At 69.0% G+C, this 24,146-nt stretch carries 18 protein-coding genes; 7 read left to right on the forward strand and 11 right to left on the reverse strand.

What is annotated here, in order from left to right; genetic code table 11:
• Positions 1 to 137 precede the first annotated feature (137 nt).
• Both HEP74_RS20055 and HEP74_RS20060 read right to left on the reverse strand, forming a co-directional pair.
• Positions 138 to 1,160 (reverse strand): IS5 family transposase, encoded by a 1,023-nt coding sequence (locus HEP74_RS20055; RefSeq protein WP_185814357.1) that lies wholly within the window; start codon positions 1,158 to 1,160, stop codon positions 138 to 140.
• 268 nt (positions 1,161 to 1,428) lie between these two features.
• Complete coding sequence (locus tag HEP74_RS20060; protein ID WP_185816731.1) at positions 1,429 to 2,232, reverse strand: ThuA domain-containing protein; 804 nt, start codon at positions 2,230 to 2,232, stop codon at positions 1,429 to 1,431.
• Positions 2,233 to 2,862: 630 nt separating this feature from the next.
• Between HEP74_RS20060 and fhuE the strand changes: the two genes are divergently transcribed.
• Complete coding sequence (gene fhuE, locus HEP74_RS20065) at positions 2,863 to 5,013, forward strand: ferric-rhodotorulic acid/ferric-coprogen receptor FhuE (RefSeq protein ID WP_185814358.1); 2,151 nt, start codon at positions 2,863 to 2,865, stop codon at positions 5,011 to 5,013.
• A 94-nt stretch (positions 5,014 to 5,107) separates the two neighbouring features.
• Here fhuE and HEP74_RS20070 read toward each other — a convergent pair whose 3' ends face one another.
• The 4 genes from HEP74_RS20070 to HEP74_RS20085 form a co-directional block, all read right to left on the reverse strand.
• The gene (locus tag HEP74_RS20070) at positions 5,108 to 5,710 is read right to left on the reverse strand and encodes a response regulator transcription factor (protein ID WP_185814359.1); all 603 of its coding nucleotides are present in this window, start codon (positions 5,708 to 5,710) and stop codon (positions 5,108 to 5,110) included.
• Between the two features lie 52 nt (positions 5,711 to 5,762).
• Positions 5,763 to 6,956 carry a sensor histidine kinase gene (locus tag HEP74_RS20075; RefSeq protein ID WP_255427812.1) on the reverse strand — a complete coding sequence of 398 codons (1,194 nt, stop codon included), beginning with the start codon at positions 6,954 to 6,956 and terminating at the stop codon, positions 5,763 to 5,765.
• 124 nt (positions 6,957 to 7,080) lie between these two features.
• Positions 7,081 to 7,908, reverse strand: coding sequence for an ABC transporter permease (locus HEP74_RS20080; RefSeq protein WP_255427813.1), 828 nt, complete (start codon positions 7,906 to 7,908; stop codon positions 7,081 to 7,083).
• Positions 7,905 to 8,813 carry an ABC transporter ATP-binding protein gene (locus tag HEP74_RS20085; protein WP_185814361.1) on the reverse strand — a complete coding sequence of 303 codons (909 nt, stop codon included), beginning with the start codon at positions 8,811 to 8,813 and terminating at the stop codon, positions 7,905 to 7,907. Before HEP74_RS20085 ends, HEP74_RS20080 begins: the two co-directional genes overlap by 4 nt.
• Positions 8,814 to 9,057: 244 nt before the next feature.
• On the opposite strand from HEP74_RS20085, the gene HEP74_RS20090 reads away from it, so the two are divergent.
• From HEP74_RS20090 to HEP74_RS20110, 5 genes are all read left to right on the forward strand, one after another.
• Positions 9,058 to 10,302: an efflux RND transporter periplasmic adaptor subunit gene (locus HEP74_RS20090; protein ID WP_185814362.1), complete on the forward strand. Its 1,245-nt coding sequence runs from the start codon at positions 9,058 to 9,060 to the stop codon at positions 10,300 to 10,302.
• A 1,075-nt stretch (positions 10,303 to 11,377) separates the two neighbouring features.
• Positions 11,378 to 12,070, forward strand: a complete 693-nt coding sequence (locus HEP74_RS20095; protein WP_179569547.1) for an ABC transporter ATP-binding protein — start codon at positions 11,378 to 11,380, stop codon at positions 12,068 to 12,070.
• A gap of 61 nt (positions 12,071 to 12,131) precedes the next feature.
• Complete coding sequence (locus tag HEP74_RS20100) at positions 12,132 to 13,289, forward strand: ABC transporter permease (protein WP_185814363.1); 1,158 nt, start codon at positions 12,132 to 12,134, stop codon at positions 13,287 to 13,289.
• Between the two features lie 46 nt (positions 13,290 to 13,335).
• Positions 13,336 to 14,649 carry an ABC transporter permease gene (locus HEP74_RS20105; RefSeq protein WP_185814364.1) on the forward strand — a complete coding sequence of 438 codons (1,314 nt, stop codon included), beginning with the start codon at positions 13,336 to 13,338 and terminating at the stop codon, positions 14,647 to 14,649.
• Between the two features lie 371 nt (positions 14,650 to 15,020).
• The gene (locus HEP74_RS20110) at positions 15,021 to 16,181 is read left to right on the forward strand and encodes an alpha/beta hydrolase family protein (protein ID WP_185814365.1); all 1,161 of its coding nucleotides are present in this window, start codon (positions 15,021 to 15,023) and stop codon (positions 16,179 to 16,181) included.
• An 87-nt stretch (positions 16,182 to 16,268) separates the two neighbouring features.
• Here HEP74_RS20110 and rarD read toward each other — a convergent pair whose 3' ends face one another.
• From rarD to HEP74_RS20135, 5 genes are all read right to left on the reverse strand, one after another.
• Positions 16,269 to 17,189 (reverse strand): EamA family transporter RarD, encoded by a 921-nt coding sequence (gene rarD / locus HEP74_RS20115; RefSeq protein WP_185814366.1) that lies wholly within the window; start codon positions 17,187 to 17,189, stop codon positions 16,269 to 16,271.
• Positions 17,186 to 18,088, reverse strand: coding sequence for a drug/metabolite exporter YedA (gene yedA / locus HEP74_RS20120; protein WP_185814367.1), 903 nt, complete (start codon positions 18,086 to 18,088; stop codon positions 17,186 to 17,188). Before yedA ends, rarD begins: the two co-directional genes overlap by 4 nt.
• 787 nt (positions 18,089 to 18,875) lie before the next feature.
• Positions 18,876 to 20,531, reverse strand: a complete 1,656-nt coding sequence (locus tag HEP74_RS20125) for a M28 family metallopeptidase (protein WP_185816733.1) — start codon at positions 20,529 to 20,531, stop codon at positions 18,876 to 18,878.
• Between the two features lie 147 nt (positions 20,532 to 20,678).
• Positions 20,679 to 21,602, reverse strand: coding sequence for an MBL fold metallo-hydrolase (locus HEP74_RS20130; RefSeq protein WP_185814368.1), 924 nt, complete (start codon positions 21,600 to 21,602; stop codon positions 20,679 to 20,681).
• Between the two features lie 277 nt (positions 21,603 to 21,879).
• Positions 21,880 to 23,172, reverse strand: coding sequence for a tryptophan--tRNA ligase (locus HEP74_RS20135; RefSeq protein ID WP_185814369.1), 1,293 nt, complete (start codon positions 23,170 to 23,172; stop codon positions 21,880 to 21,882).
• Between the two features lie 110 nt (positions 23,173 to 23,282).
• Here HEP74_RS20135 and HEP74_RS20140 point away from each other — a divergent pair, with 110 nt between their 5' ends.
• Entirely contained in the window at positions 23,283 to 24,122 is an 840-nt protein-coding gene (locus HEP74_RS20140; RefSeq protein ID WP_185814370.1) for a hypothetical protein, read from the forward strand.
• The last annotated feature ends 24 nt before the right edge of the window (positions 24,123 to 24,146 follow it).

Raw genomic sequence — 24,146 nt, forward strand, 5'->3', positions numbered from 1 at the left:
AAGGGCACCTCGAACAACCCGTCATTTCACTGAAGTGAGCTGCAAAGGCGCTGCCGTTACGGCTGTTCGAGGAAGCCAACGTGCTTCGCAGGGGTCCTGGATGTAGGAAGAGCGGCCGGATTGGCCGCCTCACCCGCTCACGCGGGCGCCATGGCCCGCTGCTGCAGCCGCGCCAGCCGCATCAGGTTGTGACTGGCGACCTTCAACCCGATCACCACCGTGGCCCGTGCCAACCCGATGGTGCGCAGGTATTTACCGCCCTGCTGCGCCAGCCGCGCGAACGGGTGTTCGCCGAACACCCGGTCCTTGGCAAGCCGCCGGTTGCGGCGCTGTTCGGCCGCGCTTAGCGGCTTGCGCGCCTGGCCCTGGTGCTGAATGGCCGACCGATAGCCGCGTTGCGTCAGATCGGCCTCCCGCGATGCGTCGGCATAGCCACTGTCGGCCCACACCGTGCGTCCGCGATTGCTGGGGTCCAGCACCTCCTCGAAGTGTCGGCTGTCATGCACGTTGGCTGCGCTCACCGCATGGCGGCGGATGAAGCCCCAACGCCGATCGGTGCTGGCGTGCAGCTTGTAGCCGTAATGCGCCTTGCCGTGCTTGCGGGTCCAGCGGGCTTGCACATCCTTCTGCGCCCGCTTGGCGTCGCTCCAGTCTTGGCCTACCTCGCCACCCTGCTTGATCTGTGCGTTCTCCTCGCGCGTGTTGCGTTGGATCGGGGCGCTGACGATGCTCGCATCGATGATCTGGCCGCCACGCGCAATGAATCCCGCCCGCTGCAATTGCACGCCGACCGCTGCGCTGATGTCGCCCATCAGATCCTGCGCCTTGAGCCGCTCGCGCCACACCCAGATCGTCTTGGCGTCAGGCACCTTGCCGCTGTGTTCCAGTCCAAGGAACTGCTGGAAACTGCGCCGATCCAGCACCTGGTACTCCAGCGCATCGTCAGAGAGGTTGTACAGCTGCTGCAGCAGCAACAGTTTGATCATGACCACCGTCGGCCAAGCCGGACGGCCCCCTCGCGTACCGGTGCCCAAGGACAGCTTCGCATCGACGGCTTGGGCAATCGCTGCGAAATCGATATGACGCGAAAGCAGGGTCAGCGGGTCGCCTATCTGCTGGCGCTTGGCTTCGCGTTCGTGTCCGGCAAACAAGCTGATCATCGCGCGACCTCGGCTGTTGGCTAAGACCCTATGATGCCAAAGCAGGCAGGTTTTTAGAGGTGCCCTGAAGTCGCTCCCACAAAAAGGCGTGCGGCTTGCTAGCCCGGTGCACTGTAGGAGGGGCTTCAGCCCCGACAGATTGCCCGGCGGCGTTCGGCTCCTGTCGCAGCTGAAGCCGCTCCTACAAAAAGCGGATGGTTTGCTGGCCGGGTGCTTCTGTAGGAGGGGCTTCGGATTGCCCCGCAGCGATAGTGCGGCGCGGGCGGATTCAGTGCGGGCGCGGCGCGGGCGGGGCCGTCTCGCCGGCGATGCCGTGGCCGGTGGCGGCCCAGTAGATGCCGCCGTACAGGTGTTCGAGGTAGCGCGGATCGTTGTAGGCCTCGGCCTGGTGGCCGAGTGCGGTGACGAACACGCGCGCGCCTTCGAAGCGGTGGTACCAGGCCACTGGATGCGGCTTGCCCATGCCCTTGGCGGCCTGGCCGGGCCAGATCAGGGTGGGGTCGTAGCTGGTTTCGTCCACCGTCAGCAGCGTGACCAGGTCGTCGCTGTACGGCGGATCGTATTCGTACCACTCGTCCGACCACAGCCAGCGCTGCGGCAAGCCGGCAGTGGCCGGGAAGTTGCGATCGACCACATCCACCATCGCGGTCTGCAGATAAGGATGGGTGCGGAACGCGCGGCCGATCAGACGGTCGTACCAGTCCCACTGCCCGCGCGCGATCGCGAACGCCTTGTGCACCGCGACCACGCCGCCACCGCCGCGCACGAATTTCTGGAAATTGGCGCGCTGCGCCGGATTGAGATCGGTAGCCGGCGTATTGAGCAGCACGATGGCCGCGTACTGCGACAGGTCGCCATCGAAGGCCTCGGCGTTCCAGGCCCACACCAGCTCGAAGTAGTGCTGCCGCGCCAGCGCCTCGAACTGCGGTTTGGCCACCGGGATGTAGTCGTGGTGGTACTTGTTGGGAATCGCCGCGACCAGCACCTTGAACTGGCCGTCGGCCGCCATCGCAGCGGCGGCGGGCAGCGACCAGGCCAACAGCAGCGCCCCTGCCAACAGCATTGCGCGCATCCACTTCATCCACGTTCTCCTGTCCGTCGATCCGGGCGCATCAATCGGGATTGGCGATGATGGCGGTAGCGGAATCGAACCGCCGTCCGAAGACGCTTCCTCCCGGGCACTCCCTGCTTGGCGCGTCGCTGGATCCGATCCGGACAGCATAGTCACTGGCGGCAGCGCCACCACGCGGGCACGCACAATTTCATAGGCGCCTGCACTTCCGGCATACCGATCGCCGCCGGCGCGGCGCGGCAGTGGACTTGCGCCGCAGCGCCGGCAGGACGTCCCCACTGGCGGCCACTGCGCCGCGCATCGCCCCCGCCAGAACGACCACAGGACGGCGCGCGATGTGGCAGCGCCGGCATGGCCGCAGTGACCCGACACCGTTACACTTGCCACCGTGGGCGCGCCCCGATCGACAGGTCACCACGCCCGTTTCCCCGAACCATCCGTCATGCGCCGGCCGCCCTTCCGAGGCAACCGGCCGCATCGACAGCGCCAGCCAGGTGTCGACGTCCCGCGCACAGGCCTCGCCTGCGCACGGCGCATGTCCCGCTCCAAGCCAGCCTCCAAATCCGACCATCCCGCGGCGCTGCGTGCAGCGCCGTCGATGGCCATGCCTGCTTGCCACGGAGCCTTGCGATGACCCGTTTCCTCCCTCCCCGCCGTTTCCCGCGCCGCTCGGCCCTGGCCATGGCCTGCCTGCTCGCCAGCGTGCCGGCCTTCGCCGCCGACGCGGCCGCCGACACCGCACCCGATTCCGATGTGACCACGCTCGACAAGGTCAGCGTCAAGGGCGAGCGCGCCGAAGGCTACAGCGTGCGCAAGACCACCGCCGGCACCCGCTTTGAACTGGCGCCGCGCGAGATCCCGCAGTCGGTGAGCATCATCAGCCACCAGCGCATCGAGGATCAGGGCCTGGACGACATCATCGACGTGCTGGAGAACACCACCGGCGTGTCCAACACCCGCTCGGACAGCGAGCGCTTCGAGTTCTACGCGCGCGGCTTCTACATCGACAACTACCAGTTCGACGGCATCCCGACCACGATGGTGCAGAACTGGAGCTACGGCGATTCGGCACTGGACCTGGCGCTGTACGACCGCGTGGAAGTGGTGCGCGGCGCCACCGGGCTGATGACCGGCGCGGGCAACCCGTCCGCCTCGGTCAACCTGATCCGTAAGCACGCCGACAGCGCCGAACTGGCCGGCAGCGTGCAGGTCACCGCCGGCAGTTGGGGCCGGACCCGCACCACGGTGGACGTCAGCACTCCGCTCAACGCCAGCGGCACGGTGCGCGCGCGGGTGATCGGCAGCTACCTGGATACCGATTCGTACGTGGACCGCTACAGCCAGAACAAGACCCTGGGCTATGCGGTGATCGATGCCGACCTGACCCCGGACACCCAGCTGAGCGTGGGCTACGACTACCAGAAGAAGCAGTCCGACGACGTCACCTGGGGCGGGTTCCCGCTGTGGTATTCCGACGGCAGCCGCACCAACTATTCGCGCGTGTTCAACCCGGCTGCCGACTGGACGTTCTGGGACACCACCACCAAGCGCGCCTTCGCCACGCTGCAGCACGATTTCGCCAGCGGCTGGAAGATCAAGGCCAACGCCACCCACGACCAGACCAACGTCACCGACAAGCTGTTCTACCCGTTCTATACGATCTACGGCTTCGACAAGAACACCGGCGCCGGCGTGGTGCCCTACTCCGGCTACTACGTCACCGAGCGCAAGGTCGATGGCCTGGACGGCTATGCCGAAGGCCCGTTCCAGCTGTTCGGGCGCGAACACGAACTGATGGCCGGAGTCAGCTACAACCGCCGCCGCTACGTCAACGACGGCGCGTTCGATTTCCCGGCGCCGATGGCCAGCTATCTGAACTGGACCGGCAACTATCCGGAACCGACCTGGTCGGCGCTGACCGAATTCAGCCGCGGCACCGTCACCCAGAAGGCCGGCTATGCGGCTGCGCGTTTCTCGCTGGCCGATCCGCTGAAGCTGATCGTCGGCGCGCGCTACACCGACTGGAAGGTGGATGGCGCCGAAAGCGGCGTGGCGTACACCAGCCGGCAGAAGGAGACCACGCCGTATGCCGGCCTGGTCTATACGATCGACGATGTGTGGTCGACCTACGTCAGCTACACCGACATCTTCCAGCCGCAGACCTCGCGCACCCGCACCGGCGCGTACCTGGATCCGGTGATCGGCAAGAGCTACGAGGCCGGGGTCAAGGCGGCGTGGTTCGACGATCGCCTCAACGCGTCGCTGTCGGTGTTCCGCATCGAACAGGACAACGTCGCCCAGGCCACCACCGAGTTCGTGCCGGGCACCACCGAAACCGCGTACGTCGCGGCGCAGGGCACGGTCAGCCGCGGCTTCGAGTTCGAGCTGAACGGCGAACTGGCGCCCGGCTGGAACGGCACCTTCGGCGCCTCGCGCTACGTCGCCAAGGATGCGGGCGGCGCGGACATCAACGCGCAGCTGCCGCAGACCACGCTCAAGCTCTACACCAGCTACACCCCGCGCAGCCTCACCGAGCTGACCTTCGGCGGCGGCGTCAACTGGCAGAACCGCATCTACTACGTCGATGCGACCTACGGCCGCTTCGAGCAGGACGCCTATGCGCTGGTCAGCGCGTTTGCGCGCTACCGCCTGTCCGACGAATTCGCGGTGCAGGCCAACCTCAACAACCTGCTGGACAAGAAGTACTACGCGCAGATCTACGGCTACGGCGCCTGGGGCGAACCGCGCAGCGGCTCGCTGAGCTTCACCTGGTCGTTCTGATCCGTCGTCCCGTCCGGCGCGATGCGCTGAACGGGCCTGGATGCACCCGAATGCCGGTGGCCCATGTCCACCGGCATTCGCGTTTCCGGCAGCGCTACAGCCAGCCCTTCTGCCGCGCCAATCGCGCCGCCTCGATGCGGTTGCCGACGCCGAGCTTGCCGATCGCTTCGGACAGATAATTGCGCACGGTGCCGTGCGAGAGCCCCAGTTGCACGGCGATGTCGCCGGCCGAGGCACCCTCGCCGGCCAGGCGCAGCACCTGGCGCTCGCGGTCGTTGAGCGGGTCGGCTTCGGACCAGGCTTCCAGCGCCAGTTCCGGATCGATCGCGCGGCCGCCGCGGTGCACCTGGCGGATCGCATCGACCAGGCGCTCGGGCGGTGCGTCCTTCAACAGATAACCGCCGACGCCAGCGTCCAGCGCGCGGCGCAGGAAGCCGGGACGGGCGAAGGTGGTGACGATGACCACGCGGATCGGCAACTGCTGGCGCTGCACCCGCTGCGCCAGTTCCAGGCCGCTGAGGCCGGGCATCTCGATGTCGGTGACCAGCAGGTCCGGCGTATGTGCCTGCAGCGCGCGCCACGCGGCCTCGCCGTCGGCGGCGCTGGCGACCACGGCGATATCCGCTTCCAGGCCCAGCAGCGCGCTGAGCGCACCGCGCACCATCGCCTGGTCTTCCGCCAGCACTACTCGAATCACGCTTGCCCCCGGTGCTTGTGGGCGCATTGTAGGGCGCCGGCCGCAGTCACGTTCAGCGCAACGCGGGATCCTGGCAGCCGCGCGGTTCCGGCGCGGTCTCCGCTGCGGGCGGTGTCGCAGGCGGGCTCCGCGGCAACGGCGCCGACGCCAGCAGACGGGTGCCCTGGCCGCGTTCGGACTCGATCCGCAACGCGCCGCCCACCGCCTCCAACCGTTCGCGCATGCTGGCCAGGCCGGTGCCCGGCTGCATCGCGCTGCCGCGGCCATCGTCGCGGATCTCCAGCCAGGCCTGGTCACGCTCGCACCACAGCCGCAGCTGCGCATTGCGGGCTTCGGCATGGCGCTGGATGTTGGTTGCGGCCTCGCGCAGCACCATCGCGAACACGGTCTCCAGCTGCGCGCACTGCGGCAATGCATCGACCTGGTAGCGGAAGGTGACCCCGGAGGATTCCAGCAGCAGCTTGGCCGAGGCCATCTCCGCCGCCAGCTGCGCGGCGCGGATGCCGCTGACCGCGCGCCGCACCTGGCCCAGCGCCTCGCGCGCGACCCGGCCGACGTCCTCCATCTCCTGCCGCGCCGCGGCCGGATCGCGCGCGAGCAGGCGCGCCGCCAGGTCCGACTTCAGCGCCACCAGCGACAGCGTGTGGCCGAGCAGATCGTGCAGGTCGCGGCCGATGCGCTCGCGCTCGGCGACCCCGGCCAGGCGCCGCACTTCCTCGTGGCTCAGGCGCAGCTGCGCGTCTGCGCGCGCGCGGCGTTCGAAGCTGATGTTCATCAGCCCCACCGACAGGCCGATCACCACCGCGCTGGTCATGTACAGCGGCGACCAGCCGCGCAGCCACCAGGCCAGCGCGAAGGCGGCCAGCAACAGCAGCATCGCCGCCAGCGCGCGCGCCATCGGGAAGCAGAACGCCAGGAACGCGCAGGCATAGATGATGTAGCACTGGGCGCCGGGGTTGTACGGCAGCAGCACGAAGCCCAGCGCGGCCATGCCGGCCACGCACCAGCGCAGATGGCGGCGATCGCGGTAGTAGGCGCAATAGTAAAGCGCCAGGAACACGGCGTAGCTGGCCATGGTCGGCCAGAACCAACTGGTGAAGTACTGCGGCTCGTACAGCGGCGTCACGAACAGCCAGATCGACCAGACCAGCGACAGCCACACGAACCACTGCGTGCTGCGCCGGGCATTGCTCCAGCCCAGGCGCCGGGCGATCAGCGATTCGGGCGAGGCGTCCAAGGCGATCACGGCAGGCTCCAGGGGCGGACGCGCTGCCGCGGTGCATAGCATAGCGAGCGCATGGGGATGTCGCGCGACGCGGCGGGAAACGGCGATGCCGGCAGCACGGCGCCGGCGCGGCGGAGGCCGGCCATCAGCCGCGGCGCAGGCGACGGTGCGCCAGCGCAAAGAACGCCACGGTCACCGCCAGCAGCGCGGCGACGTGGCCGACGCTGCTACCGCCGCCATCCTGGCCGACCACGCGCAACGCGAGCTGGCCCAGGTGGTAGGACGGCCACAACGGCGCCAGCGTGGTCAGCAGCGACGGCAGCATCTGCAGCGGGATCCACAGGCCGGACAGGAACGCCATCGGCAGGTAGATCAGGTTGACCACCGCCGGCGCGCCGCTGCCGCCGACGCGGGCGCCGATGTACAGGCCGATCGCGCAGAACGGCAGCGTGCCCAGTACATCGACCAGCAGCAGCAAGCCGCGCTGCGGCAACGCCAGGTGTACCCCGCCCAGCACGCTGCCAAGCAGTTGCAACAACACCCCGATCGCCAGCGCGAACAACATCGCCAGCACCGTGCGCGCCAGCAGCATCGCCGCTGGCGGCACCGGCATCGCACGCTTGAGCGTAAGCAGGCCGCGCTCGCGGTCCAGCGCCAGGCCCACGCCGAAGCCGAACAGCGCCGGCGCCATCACCCCGAACACACCGTAGCTGGCCATCAGGTACACCGCGGCCGCAGGGTTGCCGCTGTTGAGCACGATGCCGAACAGCAGGTAGAACATCGGCGGGAACAGCAAGGTCGGCAACGCGAAGGACGGGGTGCGCAGCCAGCGCATGAGTTCGTAGCGGATTTCGCGCAGGAGCAGCGCGATGTACTCGCGCAACGGCAACACTGACGCGTCGTACGGCAGCGCGGCGGCGCCGTGCGTTGGCGCCGCAGCAAGTTCGATACGGCGTGGCTCGGAAGCGTTCATGCGGCCTCCGCACGGGTGATGGCGAGGAACGCGTCGGCCAGGCCGGCGCGCCTGACTTCCAATTCGTCCAGCCCCGGATCGGCGGCGAGCAATTGCGCCACCACCGGCTCGGCCGGTTCGGCGACGATCTCCAGCACGCCGTCACGGCCGTCCACGCGCCGCACCTGCGGCCAGCTCGCCACCTGCGCCGCGTCCAGCACGCTGCGGCAGCGAATCGTGCGCTGCTCGAAGCGCGCGCGCAGCTCTTCCACGCTGCCCTCGGCGATCAACGTGCCGCGTTGCAGCACCGCGACCCGGTCGGCCAGCGCCTCGGCCTCTTCCAGGTAATGCGTGGTCAGCAGCACCGCGCAGCCGTCCGCGACCAGCTCCTGGATCGCCCGCCACAGGCCCTGCCGCGCCTCGATGTCCAGACCGGTGCTGGGTTCGTCCAGGAACAGCACCTGCGGCCGCCCGCAGATCGCCATCGCGAACTGCACGCGCCGCTGCTGGCCGCCGGACAAGCCGCCGTAGCGGCGTGCCATCAACCCGTCCAACCCGGCCAATGCCACGCAATCGGCGACGCTGCGCGGGCGCCGGTAGTAGCCGCGCGTCTGGTCCAGCAGTTCGCCCACCCGCAGCGTGTCCGGCAACCCGGCGGACTGCAGCATCACCCCGGCCTGGCGCCGCGCGCCGAGCGCACGCGGGTCCTGCCCGCACAGCTGCGCGCTGCCGGCGTCGGCCACCTGCAGGCCGAGCAGCAGCGCCACAGCCGTGCTCTTGCCCGCGCCGTTGGCGCCGAGCAGCGCCAGCAATTGGCCGCGCTGCAGCTGCAGGTCCACGCCATCCAGCGCGACCACCGCGCCGTAGCGTTTGTGCACGCCGCGCAGCTGCGCCAGCGGGAGAGTGTCGGGAGCGTGCATCGGCATGGACCGGTCGTGGCAGGAGTGGCCATGCTGCGCTGCGCCGTCGGCGCATCCCAGTGCGGCCCGTCAGCCACGGCAGGTGACAGCTGTCACTGGCGATGGCCGCGCGATTGCCGCATGCTGCGCTCCACGCCATGGGGAATGGCGCCGCACCTGCCGCAGCGCAACGCAGAAAGTGACTTCCGGCAACTTGGAAGCGCGCGCCTCGCCGATCCACACTGCGCCTACCGATTCATCCAGGGACACGATGAGTACCTCCGCCGAACTGCTCAAAGAACTCCGTATCGACCGCAAGGCACCGCCGAGCGAACCGCCGTCGCGGCGCGGGCTGTGGATCGCCGTGGTTTTGGTGCTGCTGCTCGCGCTCGGCGTCGGCGGCTGGCTGCTGTTCGGGCGCGGCAAGGCCATCGAGGTGACCACCGCGCCGGTGGTGGCGATCGCCGCCGGCAGCAGCAGCGCCTCGGTGCTGGACGCAAGCGGCTACGTGGTGGCGCGGCGCATGGCCACGGTGTCGGCAAAGATCACCGGCAAGGTGCGCGAAGTGCTGATCGAGGAAGGCATGCGCGTGGAGCAGGGCCAGGTGATGGCGACGCTGGACCCGATCGACGCCGGCGCGCAGCGGCAGTTATCGGCCTCGCAGCTGGACGCGGCGCGCAGCCAGGTGACCAACATGCAGGCGCAGCTGCGCCAGGCCGAGGCCGATGCGCAGCGGCTGCAGACGCTGTCCACGCAGCAGCTGGTGTCGCGCTCGCAATACGAGCAGGCGCTGTCGCAGCGCGACGCCCTGCGCGCGCAGCTGCAGAGCGCGCAGCGCAACGTGGTGGTGGCCGGCAACCAGCTGTCGATCTCCGACCTCAACGTGGACAACACCATCGTGCGCGCACCGTTCGCCGGCGTGGTCACCGCCAAGGCGGCGCAGCCGGGCGAAATCGTGTCGCCGCTGTCGGCCGGCGGCGGCTTCACCCGCACCGGCATCGGCACGGTGGTGGACATGGACTCGCTGGAGATCGAGGTGGAAGTGGGCGAGGCCTTCATCGGCCGGGTCAAGCCGGGCATGCCGGTGGAAGCCGTGCTCAACGCCTATCCGGAGTGGAAGATCCCGGCCGAAGTGATCGCAATCATCCCCTCGGCCGACCGCGGCAAGGCCACGGTGAAGGTGCGCGTGGCGCTGAAGCAGAAGGACCCGCGGATCGTGCCGGAAATGGGCGTGCGCGTGAGCTTCCTGGAAGCGCCTCAGGCGCAGGCACAGGACAAGCCGCAGGGCGTGCGCGCGCCGGGCGCGGCGATCGTCAAGCGCGGCGGGCAGGACGTGGCGTTCGCACTGAAGGAGGACAACACGGTCGAGCAGCGCGCGCTGAAGACCGGCATCGCGCTGGGCGACGACCGCCAGGTGCTATCGGGCCTGACGGCGGGCGACACGGTGGTGCTGGATCCGCCGGAGACGTTGCGCGACGGGGTCAAGGTGAAGATGGCGGAGGCGACCGAGCAATAACGGCGACCGCATGTGAGGTACCGCGCGTTGGCGCGAACCACTGCATGCTGCCCGTGTCGCTACTGCCTTGCTGGATCGGCATGAAGACGACGGCGCATTTACTTTGTTTACCGTCCAATTTTTGCCGTAGCGAGTGTCGCTCCGACCAATCGTTTCCTCGTATCGCTTGGTTCTTGCTCGTACTGGATCAAGCCTGCAATTGGCTGCACAAGCTCCAACCGCCACACCGCTCTTGATATTGCTGTAGCTGTAGCTGTAGCTGTTATTGCTCTGCTTTCGCTCAGCGCTGTTGTCGCTCTGTTGCCCTGCTGTTGCTGTTGCTGTTGCTGTTGCTGTTGCTCTGCTATGGCTTTTGCTCTGCTATGGCTTTTGACTTTCCGGGTTCCCTTCCGCAGCGGCGGATGGACCGGGGAAAAACCCGTAGGGCGGCGCACAGGGATGTGCGCCGTTCGCGGCAGGGGCAGGATGCCCCTTCCGCGAATCCCCGGTGCATCCGCGGACCCGGAGCGCGCAGCGCGGAGGGCGCAAGGCAGGGCGCGCTTTCTTTTGGTTACTTTTCTTTGCGCGAGCAAAGAAAAGTGACCCGCCAAGGGCGGAAGCCTTTGCTGTTGCTTTTTTGCTTGGGCGTTTGCTTTTGTAGGAGCGGCTTCAGCCGCGACACCTTCCTGACAGAATCAGTCGCGGCTGAAGCCGCTCCTACAGGGGGCTCCAACACTGCAAGAGCAAAAGCTTTCGCCTGTGGCGAGTTACTTTTCTTTGCTTGTGCAAAGAAAAGTAACCAAAAGAAAGCACACCCTACTCCGCGCCCTCCGCGCTGCGCGCTCCGGGTCCGCGAATAGGACGGGATTCGCGGAAGGGGCATCCTGCCCCTGCCGCGAACGGCGCCCATCCCTGTGCGCCGCCCCTTCGGGGTTTTTCCCGCCCTATTCGCCGCTGCGTAAGGGACCCGGCAGAGCAAAAAGCAAAAGCACAGCAACCGCAACCGCAACCGCAACATCATCGCAACTCAGGCATCCGCGAACCGCCTCACCGCAATCGGCACATCCACTACCCGTCCACTGCCAGGAACACCACCATGTCCACCCTCGTCAAACTGCGCAACGTCACCAAGACCTACCAGCGCGGACCCGAGAAAGTACAAGTCCTGCACGGCATCGACCTGGACATCGCACGCGGCGACTTCGTCGCGTTGATGGGTCCCTCCGGCTCCGGCAAGACCACCCTGCTGAACCTGATCGGCGGCCTGGATACCCCCAGCGGCGGCGAGATCGAGATCGAAGGCGAACGCATCGACCGCATGAGCGGCGGCCAGCTCTCCACCTGGCGCAGCCAGCACGTCGGCTTCGTGTTCCAGTTCTACAACCTCATGCCCATGCTCACCGCGCAGAAGAACGTGGAACTGCCGCTGCTGCTGACCAACCTCAACGCCGCCCAGCGCAAGCGCAACGCCGAGATCGCCCTGACCCTGGTCAACCTCGCCGACCGCCGCAGCCACCGCCCCAACGAATTGTCCGGCGGCCAGCAGCAGCGCGTGGCGATCGCCCGCGCCATCGTCTCCGACCCCACCTTCCTGATCTGCGACGAACCCACCGGCGACCTGGACCGCACCGCCGCCGAGGAAATCCTGCACCTGCTGCAGCAACTCAACCGCGAACACGGCAAGACCATCATCATGGTCACCCACGACCCCAAGGCCGCCGAGTACGCCAGCCACACCGTGCACCTGGACAAGGGCGAGCTGGCCGACGCGCCGCTCGTGGCGCATTGAACCGGCCGCTGCCGCCGCGCGCATTCCGCGCCCCGGCATCCCGTCCCCTGGAGGATCGAACATGAAATATTTTTCGTTGGTCTGGGCCCAGCTGTTCCGCAGCAAGACCCGCACCCTGCTGACCCTGCTGTCGGTGGTCGCCGCGTTCCTGCTGTTCGGCATGCTCGACTCGGTGCGCGTGGCATTCAACTCCGGCGGCAGCGTCGAAGGCGCCAACCGGCTGATCGTGTCCTCGCGGCTGTCGATCACCCAGTCGTTGCCGGTCAGCCTGCAGTCGCAGATCGAATCGGTGCCCGGAGTGAAAAAGGTCACCTATGCGATGTGGTTCGGCGGCATCTACCGCGACCCGAAGAACTTCTTCCCCAACTTCTCGGTGGCACCGAACTTCTTCGACGTGTACAGCGAGTACGACGTGCCGCCGGCACAGCTCAAGGCGTTCCGCGAAACCCGCACCGCGGCGGCCGTAGGCGCGTCGTTGGCCAAGAAGAACGGCTGGAAGATCGGCGACACCATTCCGCTGCAGGCCACTATCTTCCCGCGCGGCGGCAGCAACGACTGGCCGTTGACCCTGACCACCATCTTCAAGGTCAAGGACGCCAAGAACGCGCAGGCCGAGAACCAGTTGATGATGAACTGGAAGTACTTCGACGAATCCAACGACTACATCAAGAACAAGGTCAGCTGGTACACCGTGCAGCTGGGCAGCGCCGACCAGGCCTCCCGGGTGGCGCAGGCGATCGACGCACTGTCGCTGAACTCCGACCACGAGACCAAGAGCCAGACCGAGGCCGCGTTCTCGCAGGCCTTCGCCAAGCAGTTCGCCGATGTCGGCCTGATCGTCACCGCGATCATGGCTGCGGTGTTCTTCACCCTGCTGCTGCTCACCGGCAACACCATGGCGCAGGCGGTGCGCGAGCGCATCCCGGAACTGGCGGTGCTGAAGACGCTCGGCTTCCGCGACGGCACCGTGCTGACCCTGGTGATGGTGGAGTCGGTGCTGCTGATCGTGCTCGGCGGCCTGATCGGCATGGGCCTGGCGGCGCTGGTCATCCCCGGCGTGGCCGCGGCCAGCGGCGGCATGATGCCGATGCGCGGCGTGCCGGCGCAGACCTGGTTGGTGGCGTTGGGGCTGATGGTCGCCATCGGCATCGTGGTCGGGCTGCTGCCGGCGTTGCGCGCGCAGCGCCTGAAGATCGTGGACGCGCTGGCCGGGCGCTGAGCCCGCCGCCGCACCGTTCCCTGTCGCATTCTCGGAAGACGCACTGATGAAACTCAAACTCTGGTTGGGAAACCTGCTCTCGCTGCTGCTGCTCGGCATCGGGCTGGCGCTGTGGATCGCCTTGCCCTGGTACGGCGTGCTGGCGCTGGCGGTCGGCGTGGCGCTGTGGCTGCTGCTGACCCGCGGCGGCCGCCTGGCGCTGGCCGCCACCCGCATCGGCGTGGCCAGCCTGCCGCAGCGCTGGGGCGCCTCGTCGGTGATCGTGGTCGGCATCGCCGGCGTGGTCGGCGTGCTGGTGGCGATGCTGGCGATGGGCGAAGGCTTCCAGGCCACGCTCAACAGCACCGGCGACGACAGCACCGCGATCGTGCTGCGCGGCGGCTCCGGCGCCGAGACCAACTCGGTGATCACCCGCGACCAGGTGCCGCTGATCGCCAGCCTGGCCGGCGTGGCCAAGGGCGCCGACGGCAAGCCGCTGGTGTCCCCGGAGCTGTCGCAGGTGATCAACCTGCCGAGCAAGGCCGACGGCACCGACACCAACGTGCAGTTCCGCGGCGTCGGCGACGCCGGCTGGGCGGTGCACGACAAGCTCAGGATCGTCGAAGGCCGCCGCTTCGGCGCCGGCCTGCGCGAGATCGTGGTCGGCCAGGGCGCCAAGGCGCAGTTCCGCGGCCTGGACGTGGGCAAGACCCTGAGCCTGGGCCGCGAGCAGTGGACCGTGGTCGGCGTGTTCGCCTCCGGCGACGCGCACGACTCGGAGCTGTGGGCCGACGCGCAGACCCTGGCGTCCACCTACAACCGCAGCGCCTACCAGTCGATCAACGTGCGCACCGCCGGCAAGGACGGCTACGCCCAGTTCAAGGCGGCGATGGCCGCCGACCCGCGGCTCAAGCTCGACGTGGAGACCACCCGCGCCTACTACGCCAAGCAGGGCGGCAACCTCAGCAAGCTGATCAGCATCCTCGGCACCGTGATCGGCGCGATCATGGCGGTCGGCGCGGTGTTCGGCGCGCTCAACACCATGTACGCGGCGGTGGCCACCCGCGCGCGCGAGATCGCCACGATGCGCGCGATCGGCTTTCGCGGCACGCCGGTGGTGACCGCGGTGATGCTGGAGACGATGCTGCTGGCGCTGCTCGGCGGGCTGCTCGGCGGGCTGATCGCCTGGGCCGTGTTCAACGGCTACAGCGTGTCCACCCTGGGCAGCAACTTCAGCCAGGTGGTGTTCCAGTTCAAGGTCTCGCCGGCGCTGCTGTGGAGCGGGCTGAAGTGGGCGCTGGGCATCGGCTTGGTGGGCGGGCTGTTCCCGGCGTTGCGCGCGGCGCGGCTGCCGATCACCACCGCCCTGCGCGCGCTGTAGCGACTGGCCTGCGTGCCCGGGCAGGCGCCATGCCTGCCCGGCTCGGCGCCACGCGGTCGGGCAGAGCCGCTGACTTGCGCAAGCACCGCCCTGCGGGTCCAGTCCGGCGTGCCGCAAGCCGCCAGCGTCGCGCCGACCTGAACGCCAGGCTGCGCCACGCAGCATCGACCGAGCGCCGAACAGGCCCGGCATGGCGCACACGGGCGCGGCGCATGCGCCCGCAGCGCAAGGCGCCGCCGGGAAAACCGGGACGGCGACCGCGCCTCGGCGCCCCTTACCCGCGCCGCGTCATCGTTTCGTCATCCAATTGCGGTAGAGCCGCGCCGGCGAAGGCGCTAGCCTGCGCGGCCGTTCACCCACCGCCTATCGCCATGCCGTCGCGCCTCCGCCTGCTGCTCGTCCTCTGCACCAGCCTGTGCCTGGCCGCCGGCTGCCTGGCTGCGCGCACCTCCACCTCGCTCAGCGACCGCTTGGTCGCGCCGGGCGGCGTGTCGCCACTGATGGACGAGGAACGTATCCAGGGCCTGCTGGCGACGCTGCCCAACCGCAGCGGGCACGTGCTCACCCCGGCCGGCATCCCGATCTTCTGGCGTGCGATCGATCCGGGCGACTACCGCATGCGCTACCGCTACGAGCATGCCGGCCGCGACGCCAACGGTCACGAGCGCGCCGATTTCGCGATGGACGTGGCCGCGCCGCAGCCCGGCACCCACGCCGCCCCGCGCGGCACCGTGGTGCTGCTGCATGGCTGGATGATGGACGGCGATTCGCTGCTGCCGTGGTCGCTGGATCTGGCCCAGGCCGGCTACCGCAGCATCAGCATCGACCTGCGCAACCACGGCCGCTCCGGCGGCGGCCCGGCCGGCTACGGCACCCGCGAGTCCGACGACGTGGTCGCGGTGATCCGCGCGCTGCGCGCCCGCGGCGAGATCCAGGGCCCGCTGTACCTGTTCGGCGTGTCCTACGGCGCCGCCACCGCGCTGTTCACCGCGCAGAAGCTGGGCGGCGACGTCGACGGCGTGGTCGCGATGGAATCCTTCGCCAACGCCGGCCGCGGCATCCGCGACATGATCCCGCACATGCTCGCCAGCCGCCCGCAGGGCCTGATGGCCAGCGCGGCGATGGACCTGGCGCGCTGGCGCTACGGCGGGCAGAACCTGGACGCGGTCATCGCCAACGCCAACCAGCGCCTGGCGCTGAACCTGGACCAGGTCGACGTCACCGCCGCCGCGCGCACCGCGCCGGCCTGCCTGCTGTTGCTGCATGGCAGCGCCGACCAGCACATCCCGGTCGCGCACGGCCGCCTGCTGGCGCTGGACGCGCCGCGCGCGCACTACCTGGAGATGCCCGGCGAGAACCACATCAGCCTGCCGATGCGGCTGGACCTGCTGGCGCCGACCGTGGAGGACTGGTTCGCCGAACTGCCGGCACAGCGCCACGACGGCCACTGCCCGTCGCCGCTGGCACCACGCGTGGATGCCGAGCAGCAGCAGCTGACCGGCACCCCGGTTGCGAGCGTCAGCCGCGGTTGAGCGGGGATTGGGGATTCGGGAGTGGGGATTCGTAACAGCGGACTGCGCAGGCGACCGGTGCGACTTCTGGGAGCAGGCTCTTGCGAATCACGAATCACGAATCCCGGCCCCTCGCCGCCCCCAACCCGAGCGCCACAGGCTCTCGCCCGCGAACAGCAGCAGCCCGACCCAGATCGCGGCGAAGCCGATCGCCTTGCCGCTGTCGAACGGCTCGCGGAAGAACCACACCCCAAGCAGCAGCTGCAGGCTCGGCGCGATGTACTGCAGCAAGCCGACCAGCGACAGCGGGATGCGCCGCACGCCGTAGGCGAACCCGATCAGCGGCACCGCGGTGACCACGCCGCCGAACACCAGCAGCAGATCGTTGCGCCAGCCCCAGCCGCCGGCGAAGCCGCCGCCGTGCCCGCTCTCGCTCCACAGCACGAAGCCCAGCGCCGGCAGGAACAGGTACAGGCTCTCCACGCCCAGCCCGGCCACCGCATCCACCTGCACCAGCTTGCGCAGCAGGCCGTATAGCCCGAACGAGGCGGCCAGGCTCAGCGCGATCCACGGCAGCGCACCGGCATCGACGGTGAGCCACGCCACGCCGAGCGCCGCGCAGGCCACCGCCAGCCACTGCAACGCGCGCAGCCGCTCCTTCAGCACCAGTACGCCGAGCAGCACGTTGACCAACGGATTGATGAAGTAGCCCAGGCTGGCCTCGATCACATGGCCGGCGTTGATCGCCCAGATGTACAGGCCCCAGTTGAACGCGATCGCCAGGCTGCTCAGCGCCAGGATCGCCAGCGCGCGCGGCTGCGCGGCAATGCTGTGCCACCACTGCAGGCGCGCGCTGTACAGCAGCCAGCCCACCACCAGCACCGCGCTCCAGACGATGCGGTGGGCGATGATCTGAAACGACGGCACCGCCTTGAGCAGATGCCAGTACACCGGCACCACACCCCACAGCGCGAAGGTCAGCGCGGTGATCAGCAGGCCGCGGCGCGTCTCCTGCTCGGTGACGCTCATCGCCGCGTCCGCGCCACGGTGATGACCACCACGCCGGCCAGGATCACCGCCATCGCACCCAGGTCGCTGGCGCTGAAGCGTTCGCCGCCGAGCCAGCTGCCCAGCGCCACCGCGATCACCGGGTTGACGTAGGCATAGCTGCCGGCCAGCACCGGCCGCACGTTCTGCAGCAACCACACGTAGGCGGTGAATGCCACGATCGAACCGAACACGCACAGGTAGGCGACTGCCATCAACGCATGCGGCGTCGGCCACGCGTGCGGGCGTTCGCCGCTCAGCACACCCGCGGTGACCAGCAGCACGCCGCCGCACAGCATCTGCCCAGCCGCGGCCATGAACGGCATCGGCAGATCGCGACCGCGCGACCACACCGAGCCGAACGCCCAGCCGATCGGCGCGATCAGCAGCAGCACCAGGCCCTTGGGACTGGCGCTGAGGCTGCTGCCGGCATTGAGCCACAGCACGCCGGCAAACCCGACCACGATGCCCAGCCATTCGCCGCGGCTGGCGTGCTGCCCGCGCAGCGCACCGAACAGCGCCATCCACAGCGGCACCGAGGCCACTGCGACCGCGGCCAGACCCGAGGACACCTGGCGCTCGGCCAGCACCACCATGCCGTTGCCGCACAACAGCAGCAACGCGCCGAGCACGGTCAGCGACCCCCATTGCGCGCGCGTCGGCGCGGCCACGCCGCGCCAGCGCAGCACCGCATACAGCAGCGAACCGGCGACCACGAAGCGCAGCCCCGAGACCATGCTCAGCGGCGGCGTGCCGCCCTCCAGCGCGAAGCGGATCGCCAGATAGGTCGAGCCCCAGACCACGTAGACCAGCAGCAGCGCAAGGACGACGAAACCGCCACGCGCGGGAACGGCGGTGACAGGAGAAGGCGGGGACGACATGCGCAGAAGGACCGGGCGGTGTGGAAATGGATTCTAGGCCAGCGGCGGCGGCCAGCGACAGCAGCGCGGCGCGACGCGCGTGGCACGCTGTTTTGCACGTGTCGTACGCGGTGCGGCGCACGCGCCCTATTCGCGAAGCATCGACGCTGCATGCCCTATCTCCGATCGTGATAGCGCACGCGCTTTCCGCGCAGGAGCAGCGCTGTCGAAGTTGGCGCATCGATGCGCCGCGCCGGCAGGCTCGCCTGCGTCGGGACTGAAGTCCCTCCCACAGTGCACCCAGCACGCTCGCCGCAAACCCCTGTAGGAGCGGCTTCAGCCGCGACGAACGAAGCCGGGAACTGCACCGGCTGCGGACCCTGTCTGCCGGGGCTGAAGCCCCTCCTACAGTGCACCCAGCCGGCGTGCCGCAAGCTCCTTGTAGGAGCGGCTTCAGCCGCGACAAACGAAGCCGGGAACTGCACCGGCTGCGGACACTATCTGTCGGGGCTGAAGCCCCTCCTACAGTGCACCCACCCAACGCGCCGCAAGCCCCTGTAGGAGCGACGTCAGTCGCGACGAAGCCGGGAACCGCACCGGCTACGGACACTGCCTGTCGGGGCTGAAGCCCCTCCTACAGTGCACCCAGCCAGCATGCCGCAAGCTCCATTGTGGGAGCGACTTCAGTCGCGACGCGCGGTGTCGGAACCACACGGGCTAAGAGGCACTGCCGGGGCCGAAGCCCCTCCTGAAAGTGCCCAACCGGCAACCCCACTCCTGCACCACAACCGCCCTACCTCACCACCACTCAGCGCCGCGCGGCCTCGCTCGCATCGCGCGCCGGCTTGAACTCCGAGCCATCGTCCCAGCGCGGCCACTCGCGGCTGTCGGCCAGGCGCTGGCCCAGGTCGTACAGCAGCAGCGTGTCGGCGGCATGCCCGGCCGGATCCCAGGACGCGCTCCAGCGATCGCAAGGCTGGTGGTAGCAGTCGGCGAAATAGCGGTCGCGGATCGCCTTGCCTGCCGCCACGCCGCCCTCGCGCTTGTCCAGCCCCGGCCCCACGGTGATCGCCGGCACCCCGGCGCGGGCGAAGGCGAAGTGGTCGGCGCGGTAGAAAAAGCCCGCCTCCAGGTTCGGATCCGGCGAATAGGCGCGGCCGCGCGCCTGCGCCGCGGCGGCCAGGTCGCGCTCCAGCGACACCCGCCCGCGGCCCCACGAGGCGATGTCGCGGGTGGCGCCGTCGGGGCTGAACATCTCGCTGTTGATCACCGCCACGGTGGTCGCCAGCGGCGCCAGCGGATGCGCAGCGTAGTAGGTCGCGCCGAGCAGGCCCTTCTCCTCGGCGGTGAGCGCGATGAAATACAGCGTGCGCTGCGGCCGCGGCCCCGCGGCGAACACCCGCGCCAACTCCAGCACGCTGGCCACGCCGGTGGCGTTGTCGATCGCGCCGCGGCGGATGCGATCGCCGCTGGCGTCGGCCGCACCGATGCCGAACGCATCCCAATGCGCCGAGTAGATGATGGTCTCCTCCGGGTGCGTGGCGCCTTCCAGCTTGGCCACCACGTTGTGGGTGACCACCCGCTCGCGCTTGAGCGCGAAGCGCACCGACAGCGCCGCATCGCCCAGCGCCTGCGGGCGGAAGTCGGCGCGCTGCGCACGTTGCTTCTCCGCCTCGAAATCCAGCCCGGCGCGCTGGAACAGCGACACCGCCAGCGCGCGCTGCATCCAGCCGCGCACCGGCACGTGCTGCGCCCGCGCCTGCGCGTCGCTGCGCTCGATGTCGAACAGCGGCGATAGCCCGGAACTCTTCACCGTGGCCCAACCGTATGCGGCCGGCGCGGTCTCGTGCACGATCAGCACGCCGGCCGCGCCCTGCCGCGCGGCTTCCTCGTACTTGTAGGTCCAGCGCCCGTAGTAGGTGACCGCACGGCCGTCGAAGGCGCCCGGCTGCGGCGTCTCGAAGTCGGCGTCGTTGATCAGCATCACCGCGATCTTGCCCTTCAGGTCCACGCCCTTGTAGTCGTCCCAGCCGCGCTCGGGCGCATGGATGCCGTAGCCGACGAACACCAGCGGCGCGTCCTTCAACGTCACCTTGCTGCCGGGGCGCAGGCTCTGCAGCACCACGTCCTCGCCGTTGACCAGCGCCTGCGCCGCGCCGGCCACGCGCAACGTCGCCGTCACCGGCCCGTCCACCTGCGCACGCACCAGCGGCACCGCCTGGGTCCAACCGCCGTCGTCGCCCGCCGGTTGCACGCCGGCCAGACGGAATTGCTCGCTGAGATAGGCGATGGTCTTGTCCTCGCCCGGCGTGGCCGGCGCGCGGCCTTCGAATTCATCGGATGCCAGCGTGCGCACATGCCGCTCCAGCGCCTCGGCATCGATGCCGCCACCGGGCAGCACCTCGTTGGCCGCCTGCGCGGCGCCTCCCATGAACAGGCAGGCGGACAGCAGCAACATGCGCATCGGATTCACGGCAACGACCTGAAAAAACCTGGCTGCACAGTGTAAGCGTGGCGCCGCCACGAAACAGCAATGAGATGGATCGAGACACGAGAAGCGCAGACACACGCTTTTCCCAATCCCGAATCCCGAATCACGAATCCCGGCCTTTCAGCGATCCAACCAGCAGGCCAAGCCCTGCGCATTGAGCTCGATATCCATCTGCAGCACCCGCTCCACGCCGGCATCGTCGAGCGGGCAACCATGCAGCCGCGCGCGCTCCAGATACAGCGCGCTCAGCGCGGCGACCAGGCAGCGATGCCGATCGGAACGCCCGTCGCAGCCGCGCGCGATCGCCACCATCGCGTCGAGTTGCTCGAACAGATCCGCCGCCAGCGTGTCCGCCGCGCCGACCGGGCCGTAGTGGGTCAGATACAGCGTCTCCGGCGCATGGCCGAGCATGCGCTGGATCGAGGCGCGCATCGCCTCCGGATCGAACTGCACCGGCGAGGACGTCGGGATCACGAACGCGCCTTGCGCGCTGTCCAGTTCGCGATAGGACAGGCCGAAAGTGTCGCCGCTGAACCAGCTGCGGCTGCGCGCGTCCCACACGCACAGATGATGGCGCGCGTGGCCGGGCGTATCGATGCACAACAGTTCGCGCTCGCCCAGCCACAGCCGATGGCCGTCCTCGGCGGCGACGACGCGCTCGGCCGGCACCGGCACGATCGTGCCGTAGCTGCGCGCGATCTCGGCTTCGCCGTACACCGCGGTGGCGCCGGCGATCAGCCGCGCCGGATCGATCATGTGCGGCGCGCCGCGCGGATGCACCAGCAGGCGCGCGTTCGGCAGGTGCTGCAGCAGCGCGCCGGCGCCGCCGGCGTGGTCCAGGTGCACGTGGGTCAGGATCAGCCAGTCCACGTCGCCCGGCGCCAGGCCGGCGCCGTCGAGCGCGGCGAGCATGGCCGGCAGCGAGTGGCTGGTGCCGCAATCGACGAACGCGCCGCGCCCGTTCTCCACGATCAGGTAGGCCGCATCGAACTGCGCGCGCTGGAAGCCGGTGTCGATGAGATGGATGCTGGGGTCGCGTGGCATGGCGCAGGGCGGTGGCTGGGCGAAGCTCCATTCTAGGCCGTATGGAGGTTGTTGCCAGCCCCGCTTGGCTACGCCTCGGCCTCCAGGCAATCCATGCCCAGGCCTTGTCATCGCGACATGCATTCCTGGGGAGCGCGGCGCGGGTAACTCGCCGTTACAGCCAGCTGCGATCCTGGTTTTTTTGTGGAAGGGACTTCAGTCCCGACGCATTACCGCCAAAGCCTCGTCGGGACTGAAGTCCCTTCCACACCATTCATGGCCGGGCCCGCTTGCTGCCTCAGCCCGCGTCGCGCAGCCGCTGCAGCGCGGCCAGCACGACCTCGGCCGGCACCGCCAGGGTGAGGTCTGACGTCTGCAGCGCATCGGCCTGCACGGCCTGCTTGAGCGCGCCGATCACGCGCCCGGCGTCGCGCGGCGACTCGAAGCCGCCGCTCTGCAGCAGCAGCGCGCCCTCGCCGTCGAGCAGCTTGAAGTAGAAGCGGCCGTCGCCTTCGCGGTACTGCTTGAAGCTCGGCAATGCCTTCCTGGCCTCTGCCGCATCGGCCTGCCCGGCGTCGCGCAGCGACAGGTCGCGCAGGCCCACCGCGTGCCGCAGTTCGGTCAGGAACGGCGTGGCGTAGCGCGCGCGCAGGCGCTGCGCGTTGTCGCGCAGGATCGCCTCGATGTCGCCCGGGCGCGCCATCAGCGCCTTGTAGCGCTCGCGCATCGGCGCGATCTCCGCATCGATGCGCGCGAACAACTGCTGCTTGGCCTCGCCCCAGCCGATGCCGCCGGCGAAGGCCTGCGCGAACGCGGCGGCTTCCTCGGCGCTGGCGAAGGCCTGGTACAGCTGGAACAACGCCGAGCCCTCGGTGTCCTTCGGCTCGCCCGGCGCGCGCGAATCGGTGACGATGGAGAACACGCGCTTCTTCAGGTCCTCGCGCGGAGCGAACAACGGAATCGTGTTGTCGTAGCTCTTGCTCATCTTGCGCCCGTCCAGCCCGGGCAAGGTGGCCACGTTCTCGTCGATCAGCGCTTCGGGCAGGGTGAAATAGTCGCGGCCGTAAACGTGGTTGAAACGCTGGCCGAAATCGCGCGCCATCTCGATGTGCTGGATCTGGTCGCGGCCCACCGGCACCTGCTGCGCGTTGAACAGCAGGATGTCGGCGGCCATCAGCACCGGGTACATGAACAACCCGGCGCTGACCCCGGCATCGTCGTCCTCGCCGTCGGCGCGGTTCTTGTCCACCGCCGCCTTGTAGGCGTGGGCGCGGTTGAGGATGCCCTTGCCGGCGACGCAGGTCAGGAACCAGGTCAGCTCGTTGGTTTCCGGCACGTCCGACTGGCGGTAGAACCACACCTTCGACGGATCCAGCCCGGCCGCCAGCCACGAGGCGGCGATCTCCAGGGTCGAGCGCTGGGTGCGCGCCGGGTCCTGCGCCTTGATCAGGCTGTGCAGGTCGGCCAGGAAATAGAAGCTCTCGATGCCGGGGCGCAGGCTGGCCTGCAACGCCGGACGGATCGCGCCGACGTAGTTGCCCAGGTGCGGGGTGCCGGAGGTGGTGATGCCGGTAAGGACGCGGGTGGTCATGCGGAGAATCGACGGCCAATGGATAACCCAGCGAGTTTAACCGCTGCACGGCAACCCCGTTCCGGCGCATGGCGCGTTCAACAGCAGGTCCCTTCCGTGGAATCGCCGTGATGCGCAAGCCCGCCCGCCTGTTTTTTTCGCCCCGCCCGATCGGCCCGATCTCGATCGCCTTGCTGTGCATCGGCCTGTTGTGCGGTTTCCGCCCATACCCTGCGCCGCCCGCGCCCGCGCCGCTGGTGACGCTGAACGTGATCGACCGCGACGCCGACGGCACCGACCTGCCGCAATACAAGCAGCGCGGCGAGCGCTGGATCGCCGCCGAGCCGGGCCACCGCTATGCGCTGCGCCTGACCAACCGCAGCGACCGCCGCGTGCTGGTGGTGCTGTCGGTGGACGGGGTCAACGCGGTCAGCGGGCAGACCGCGTCCAGCGACCAGCGCGGCTACGTGCTGGACCCATGGCAGAGCAGCGAGATCGCCGGTTGGCGCAAGTCGCAGCGCGAGATCGCGCAGTTCGTGTTCACCGACCTCGCCGACAGCTACGCCGCGCGCACCGGCCGCCCCGACAACGTCGGCGTGATCGGCATGGCGGTGTTCGACGAGGCGCCGGCGATCGTGCCGCAGGCGAGCGTGGAGGAAGACCGCGAGCGCGCTGCAGCGCCGATCGCGGCAGCGCCCCCTGCCGCAGCCGCACGCGCAGAAAGCGATGCGGTGCAGGGCAAGATGCAGCGCCTGGGCACCGGCCATGGCGAACGCGAATGGTCGCCCTCCAGCGTCACCGAATTCGAACGCGCCAGCGACGTGCCGCGCCAGCGCCTGCAACTGCGCTACGACAGTCGTGCGCGGCTGGTCGCACGCGGGGTGATCCCGCGGCCGCGCACCTATCGGCGCGTGGCCGACGTACCGCAGGCCTTCCCCGGCGACTTCGTACCGGATCCGCCGGCATACTGAGCCTGCACGAACGCGCAAAACGAA

It is taken from the genome of Xanthomonas sp. SS (assembly GCF_014236835.1).
GTDB lineage: Bacteria > Pseudomonadota > Gammaproteobacteria > Xanthomonadales > Xanthomonadaceae > Xanthomonas_A.

Coding starts and splice junctions, on each gene's coding strand:
- HEP74_RS20110 (WP_185814365.1), top strand. CDS start 15,021: ATGCCGTCGCGCCTCCGCCTGCTGCTCGTCCTCTGCACCAGCCTGTGC.
- HEP74_RS20085 (WP_185814361.1), bottom strand. CDS start 8,813: ATGCCGATGCACGCTCCCGACACTCTCCCGCTGGCGCAGCTGCGCGGC.
- HEP74_RS20135 (WP_185814369.1), bottom strand. CDS start 23,172: ATGACCACCCGCGTCCTTACCGGCATCACCACCTCCGGCACCCCGCAC.
- HEP74_RS20100 (WP_185814363.1), top strand. CDS start 12,132: ATGAAATATTTTTCGTTGGTCTGGGCCCAGCTGTTCCGCAGCAAGACC.
- HEP74_RS20130 (WP_185814368.1), bottom strand. CDS start 21,602: ATGCCACGCGACCCCAGCATCCATCTCATCGACACCGGCTTCCAGCGC.
- HEP74_RS20095 (WP_179569547.1), top strand. CDS start 11,378: ATGTCCACCCTCGTCAAACTGCGCAACGTCACCAAGACCTACCAGCGC.
- HEP74_RS20090 (WP_185814362.1), top strand. CDS start 9,058: ATGAGTACCTCCGCCGAACTGCTCAAAGAACTCCGTATCGACCGCAAG.
- HEP74_RS20060 (WP_185816731.1), bottom strand. CDS start 2,232: ATGCGCGCAATGCTGTTGGCAGGGGCGCTGCTGTTGGCCTGGTCGCTG.
- HEP74_RS20105 (WP_185814364.1), top strand. CDS start 13,336: ATGAAACTCAAACTCTGGTTGGGAAACCTGCTCTCGCTGCTGCTGCTC.
- yedA (WP_185814367.1), bottom strand. CDS start 18,088: ATGTCGTCCCCGCCTTCTCCTGTCACCGCCGTTCCCGCGCGTGGCGGT.
- HEP74_RS20125 (WP_185816733.1), bottom strand. CDS start 20,531: ATGCGCATGTTGCTGCTGTCCGCCTGCCTGTTCATGGGAGGCGCCGCG.
- HEP74_RS20055 (WP_185814357.1), bottom strand. CDS start 1,160: ATGATCAGCTTGTTTGCCGGACACGAACGCGAAGCCAAGCGCCAGCAG.
- rarD (WP_185814366.1), bottom strand. CDS start 17,189: ATGAGCGTCACCGAGCAGGAGACGCGCCGCGGCCTGCTGATCACCGCG.
- fhuE (WP_185814358.1), top strand. CDS start 2,863: ATGACCCGTTTCCTCCCTCCCCGCCGTTTCCCGCGCCGCTCGGCCCTG.
- HEP74_RS20080 (WP_255427813.1), bottom strand. CDS start 7,908: ATGAACGCTTCCGAGCCACGCCGTATCGAACTTGCTGCGGCGCCAACG.
- HEP74_RS20140 (WP_185814370.1), top strand. CDS start 23,283: ATGCGCAAGCCCGCCCGCCTGTTTTTTTCGCCCCGCCCGATCGGCCCG.